Origin of the sequence: Streptomyces sp. WELS2, from assembly GCF_013870595.1 — a bacterium.
GTDB lineage: Bacteria > Actinomycetota > Actinomycetes > Streptomycetales > Streptomycetaceae > Streptomyces.
The window spans coordinates 1-5,442 of sequence record NZ_JACBWZ010000416.1; the positions used below are offsets into that span (position 1 = coordinate 1).

Annotated in this window: 7 protein-coding genes; 3 read left to right on the forward strand and 4 right to left on the reverse strand. The window is 72.4% G+C overall.

The window, feature by feature from the left end:
- Positions 1–688 (reverse strand): ABC transporter ATP-binding protein (locus tag H5J33_RS22000; protein WP_181796640.1); only part of this gene is annotated, 688 nt, incomplete at its 3' end.
- A gap of 269 nt (positions 689–957) precedes the next feature.
- Here H5J33_RS22000 and H5J33_RS22005 point away from each other — a divergent pair.
- Positions 958–1,353, forward strand: a complete 396-nt coding sequence (locus H5J33_RS22005; protein ID WP_181796641.1) for a hypothetical protein — start codon at positions 958–960, stop codon at positions 1,351–1,353.
- Between the two features lie 176 nt (positions 1,354–1,529).
- Positions 1,530–2,024 (forward strand): hypothetical protein, encoded by a 495-nt coding sequence (locus H5J33_RS22010; protein WP_258565294.1) that lies wholly within the window; start codon positions 1,530–1,532, stop codon positions 2,022–2,024.
- Between the two features lie 90 nt (positions 2,025–2,114).
- Here H5J33_RS22010 and H5J33_RS22015 read toward each other — a convergent pair whose 3' ends face one another.
- Positions 2,115–2,822, reverse strand: coding sequence for a B3/4 domain-containing protein (locus H5J33_RS22015; RefSeq protein WP_181796642.1), 708 nt, complete (start codon positions 2,820–2,822; stop codon positions 2,115–2,117).
- A gap of 77 nt (positions 2,823–2,899) precedes the next feature.
- Complete coding sequence (locus H5J33_RS22020; protein WP_181796643.1) at positions 2,900–3,547, reverse strand: FMN-binding negative transcriptional regulator; 648 nt, start codon at positions 3,545–3,547, stop codon at positions 2,900–2,902.
- A 292-nt stretch (positions 3,548–3,839) separates the two neighbouring features.
- Here H5J33_RS22020 and H5J33_RS22025 point away from each other — a divergent pair, with 292 nt between their 5' ends.
- Positions 3,840–4,424: a helix-turn-helix domain-containing protein gene (locus H5J33_RS22025; RefSeq protein ID WP_181796644.1), complete on the forward strand. Its 585-nt coding sequence runs from the start codon at positions 3,840–3,842 to the stop codon at positions 4,422–4,424.
- 283 nt (positions 4,425–4,707) lie between these two features.
- Here H5J33_RS22025 and H5J33_RS22030 read toward each other — a convergent pair whose 3' ends face one another.
- On the reverse strand, positions 4,708–5,364 hold the full coding sequence (locus tag H5J33_RS22030) for an HAD family hydrolase (RefSeq protein WP_181796645.1): 657 nt from the start codon (positions 5,362–5,364) through the stop codon (positions 4,708–4,710).
- Positions 5,365–5,442 lie beyond the last annotated feature (78 nt).

Sequence of the window (5,442 nt, forward strand, 5' to 3'; positions counted from 1 at the left end):
CGGCCCACGCGGCGGCGGCCGGATCGTGCGTGACCATGACGACGGTCGCCCCGAGGGTGTCCACCGCCTGCCGGAGCAGGCCGAGGACCTCGGCGGCGGTCCCGGTGTCCAGGGCGCCGGTGGGCTCGTCGGCGAACACCACGTCCGGGTCGGTGATCAGGGCACGGGCGACGGCCACGCGCTGCTGCTGGCCGCCGGACAACTCGCCCGGCCGGCGCCCGGCCTTGCCGGCGAGACCGACCCGCGCGAGCATCGCCTCAGCCCGCCGACGGTCCTGGCGCTGCCCGGCCAGGCGCATCGGGAGCAGCACGTTCTGCTCGACGGTGAGGGAGGGCAGCAGGTTGAAGGCCTGGAAGACGAAGCCGAGGCGGCTGCGCCGCAACTCGGTGAGCTGGTTCTCACGCATGCCCGTGATCTCCGTACCACCCAGGCGCACGGAGCCGGCCGTCGGCCGGTCCAGTCCCGCCGCGCACTGCAGGAAGGTGGACTTGCCGGACCCGGACGGGCCCATGACGGCGGTGAACGTGCCGCGGGGCAGGGCGAGATCGACGCCCGCGAGGGCGTGCACGGTACGGGAGCCGCGGCCGTACTCCCGCCGTACCCCGCGCAGTTCGACGGCGAGACCGGGCGTGCCCTCGGGCTCCATCCGCTCCTCCGCCCTCCGCCGCTCGCCGCCGCGCAGCCTCATGGTCCGTCCTCTCGCGATCTCTCCCAGCCGACGACCCGACGCTACGGAGCGCGGCCGTCGCGGGACATGGAGGCTCCCGGCGGACCCGGGGTGGGGATATCCCGAGGGCACCGGTCAGGACAGCTCGACCGCGATACGGGTCCGGGCCGTCGGCACACCTACGGCCCGCCGCTCGTCACGGCGACCGCAACACGCCCGGGACGGCGGTCCCGCCTCTTCGCCGGGAAGCCGGGGAAACCACTCGCGGCCGCTCATCGTGGGCGGCTGGCGTGCACCGTGCGGTGGACATCGCCACGACCTCTCCGCACCGAAGCGCCGAACCCCCGGCGGAGGAGAGGCTCGCCGCGCAGGCGCAGTCGGCCCTGGACGCGGTCACCGAGCGGGGCCGGTCCATGGTGGAGTCGGGTACGGAACGTGTCTCCGACGGAGTCCACACCCAGCCCGGCCTGCCGGCGGGACGCACCTGCAGACTGACGGTGGTCTGCGCCGGCGAGGGAGCGGCACGCATCGTCCTCACCCCGGGCAGGACCGCGCCGGGAAAGCCCGTCCCCTGCGATCGCTCCGTCGTCTTCGAGCGCTTCACAAGCGGCAAGGCCGTGCGCATCGACGTCGAAGGCGACGCCCGGGCGACCGGGATGATCGCCTGGCGGATCAACACCGTCTGAGTCCCGGCCGGCGCCGGTCGATCCCCGACAGCGAAAACCTTCGGATTCCCCTCTTCTGGCCATTAAATATGACCTAGTTCGGCGGAATCCTTTCTTCTTTGCCGCGGCTGTTGGGGAAATTCCGTGAAGGGTACATCACGGGAGACCGAATTCGCGTCGGACTCGCAGGGGGAAACATGACCATTCTGGAAGGGGACGGCCTCGGCCAGGCCATCGCCGTCGCCGGCGGGCCGGCGGCCGCGGCGTGCGACGGCGGGGGCGAGGGGTGTTGCGCGGGGCCGACCCTGAGCCGTGCCGAGCTCTTCACGCTCACCGGTGACGACGACAACAAGGACCACGACACCGGTATCTACGTCACCGTCAAGACGGGTGACGAGAGGTCGCTGCTGGCCTCGATCAACAACGCGGACAGCTCCGGCAAGGACATGACCACGTACAACGACGACTCCCATCATTTCGTCCCGCTCGTCGTGGAGGCGCCGGGCGCGGGGAAGTCGGAGTGCTCGGGCTTCCGGGTCCGGATGTCGATCAAGACGAACGGCAACGACAACTGGTCCATCGACGTCGCCCGCGTCACGCTCTACTTCAGCGACGGCATCACACTGGTCGCCGACAAATTCGGATTCAACCTCGACGGAGACGGCGCCACGGCCGAGTTCGCCGCGTTGTAGTCGGGCGATCGCCGCCGGTTGCAGCCGGTGGGCGCGTCCGGTATGCGTTCCGATCGGTCGAGCGGAACGCATACCGCAATGCGGCCCCGGTCAGGTGTCGACGCGGGGGTGTGCGGGGCTGAGGCAGTGGACCGCCGTTTGCCCGCTGTGGGGGGCGAGCAGGTCCTGGAGTTCGTCCGCCGCGGCCTTGAGGAGGTGGCCGTCGCGGGTGGCGTGGAGGGTTTCCAGGACGAAGGCGACGCGCGTGGAGTCCTCGGTGACGCGGGTGCGGTGGGCGTCGCGGTGGTTCCAGTGGCGGGTCAGCACGCCGGTGGTGTCGGCGTAGACGATCTCGCCGGGCTTCGGCGTCTCGACGGTGTCGGGTTCGCCGAGCGGCGTGAACTCCTCGGCGCCTTCCGCGTGGCGGATGTCGACGTCGCCGGTGACGTGGTCGAGGTCGAAGGCGCCGGCGGGCAGGCCGTGGCGGACGGAGACGGCGTTGTAGGAGTCGACGGCCGGGTTGATCCGCGGCAGGCTCCCCTTCTTGGCCATGCGGCGGCCGAGCGCGTCGACGCTGGGGCGGACGCGACGGGGATTGGTGCCGAAGGAGCGGTAGGCGGCGTGCCAGGCCTCGATGCGCGGGTCCGTCTCGTCGGCCGGCTGCCAGGTGCCGGCGGCGAGTTGCCGCTCCAGGTCCTCGACGGCCGTGACGGTGGCGGGCCAGGGCTCGTGGCCGCGCAGGCCGGTGACGGCGACCACGGCGATGAGCGTGTCGGGGAAGGCGTCCGTGACGGCGGGGCTGATGCGGAAGGCGGTCATGGGCGGGATCCTGTTTCGTGCGAGTGCGAGCGTGGGTGCGAGTTCGAGTGGACGGGTGCGGGTGCGGGTGCGCGGAGTCACGGGGACCAGGTGCCCACGCGGTCCAGTCGGTGCAGTTGCCGCCGGGCGGTGGGCAGGTCGAGGCCCTGGCCGCGGCGGGTGAGGCGGCCGGCGACGGCGGTGCGGTGCTCGACGGGCTTGTGGTCGTCGTACTTGAACTTGGCCCGTACGCCGACGACGTCCAGGCGCAGACCACGGATGCCGGGAAGCATCCGGCCGTACGGCGGCTCGTCGGGGTCGATGGGGGCGTGGTCGCCGTCGGGCTGGAAGTGTGCCAACTGGCGGCGCAGCAGGTCGGCCTTGGCCTCGGGATCGTCGATGATGTGGGCCCGGCAGGTGAACTGGACGGCGGCGTAGTAGCTGGTGGGGACGCCGTCCGTGGGCGGGATGTCCGGCTTGGCGCGCCAGGGGCCGGGGATGAACGCGTAGTCGCCGATGACGGTGAAGAGGACGTTCGGGTCGTGCTCGATCGCCTTCCAGACCGGGTTGGGGCGGGCGAGGTGGATCAGCAGGCGGCCGTCGTCGGGGGCGAAGTGGGTGGGGACGACGACCGGCGGCAGGCCCGAAGGGCCGTTGACACAGAGCTGGCCGAAGTCGTGGCCGTCGGCGATCCAGTCCCGCCATTCGGCGTCGTCCAGGGCGGCGTCCCAGGGCTGGATGAACATGCGGTTCTCCCTGCGGGAAGGGGGCGGGTGACAGGGGGGCGGTCGGTGGGCGGGCAGGGAGGGAGGGGTGCTACGGCGGCCCGGGCGGCTCCGTCCGCGCAGTCACACGTCGACGTCCTCGGCGGTCCCGGTGGCCGCACGGACCGTGTCCCGGGGCCGGCCGGCGGCGGAGCGCTCACGAGACGATCCCTTACTATCAATGGAACGACTGAACCGTACAACGTACCGACCGTGGCGTGTCAACCGAACGACCGAGCGGTGCAGTGCAGTGCCCCATTGAGGAAGTGATCGGATGGCAGAGACCGAGGCGGCCCTGCGGACCCTCGCGCGCAACGTCCGGGCGGCCCGCACCCGCGCGGGTCTGTCGCTGGACGAACTCGGCAGGCGGGCCCAGGTCAGCAAGGGTGCCCTGGTCGCGCTGGAGAAGGCCCAGGGGAATCCGAACTTCGCCACCCTGGTACGGCTCGCCGACACCCTCGGCGTCTCCGTCTCCGCCCTGCTGGAGGGCGGTACCGAAGGACGCGTACGCGTCGTGGCCGCCGGTGATCTGACCCCGCTGTGGACGGGACCGCGGGGGAGCGAGGCCCGGCTCATGCTGACCACTCCGGGGCCGGCCCCGGCCGAGGTCTGGCGCTGGACGCTGGAGCCGGGCGAGGAGTACCCGAGCCACCCCCACCAGGCCGGCGTCGTGGAGACCGTCAGTGTCACGTCCGGCCGGATGACGCTGATCGTGGACGGCACCGAGCACCTCGTGGAAGCCGGCCGGACCGCCGCCTTCGACGGGGACGTCCCCCACACCTACCGAGGCGCGGGCACCGTGACCTGCCACCTGATCATGACCGTCCACCTTCCGCCCGGCCCCGGCTCCCCGGCCTGACCCGCGCCGGTTCGGGCCGTCTCCACCGCGCCGCGCGCTCCCGGTGCCGGCCGCCGTCATGGAAACGCCCCGGCCGTGACGGGGGAATCACGGCCGGGGCGGTCGGTGGTGGGCGCGGACGGCGGTCGCCTCGCGGCGAAAGGCTCCACAGGGCTTCAGCCGAACGATCGTCCCTGTGGGCGAATGGTGAGGCCCGGGGACACTGTCCCGTCCACACCCACGGCTTGTTCAACGGGCAACCACACTGGGGTGTTCCGTTTACCCGAGTGACCCCCGTCACGGCTCAGGCCAGCGGGCTCCCGGCCAGCCGTGCCAGCAGGTCGGCGGGGTCGGCGTACACCGCCTCCGCCCCGGCCTCCTCCAGGTCCGCGCGGGGAATCCCGCCGCACAGCACCCCCACACAGCGCACCCCGGCCTTGCTGCCCGCCCGCATGTCCCACACGGTGTCCCCGACGAACACCGCACGCGAGGCCGGCACCCCGGCGAGCTCCAGGGCGTGTTCCACCGGCTCGGGGGCCGGTTTGCCCTCCTGGACGTCGTCGGAGCTGGCCGTGGCCATGATGGCGTCGTCCGCGTCGATCGCCCGGCGCAGCGCGCCCAGCTCGGCGCCGCTCGCAGAGGTGGCGAGGACCACGGCCCAGCCGTCCCCGTGCAGTCGCCGCAGCAGTTCCCCGGCGCCCGGCAGGGCGGGCAGCCGGTCGAAGTACTGGCCGTACAGCGCCTTGTGCGCGGCGCTCAGCTCCTCGTCCTCGTCCCGGTCGCGGCCGTCGCCGAGCAGGTGGGCGATCAGGTCCGTGGAGCCCAGGCCGACGGCCCGGTGCACGGCGTGCATGGGCACCTCGTGCCCCGCCTGGCGGAACGCCTCCCACCAGGTGACGACATGGAGGTGGTTGGTGTCGACGAGGGTTCCGTCGACATCGAAGACGGCGGCTCGGTCCATGCGGGGATCCTTTCCTGGTGCTCGCTGCGGGGAACGGGTACCACGCGGGGGCGGGTCGGGAACCCCGCGGGCACCCGG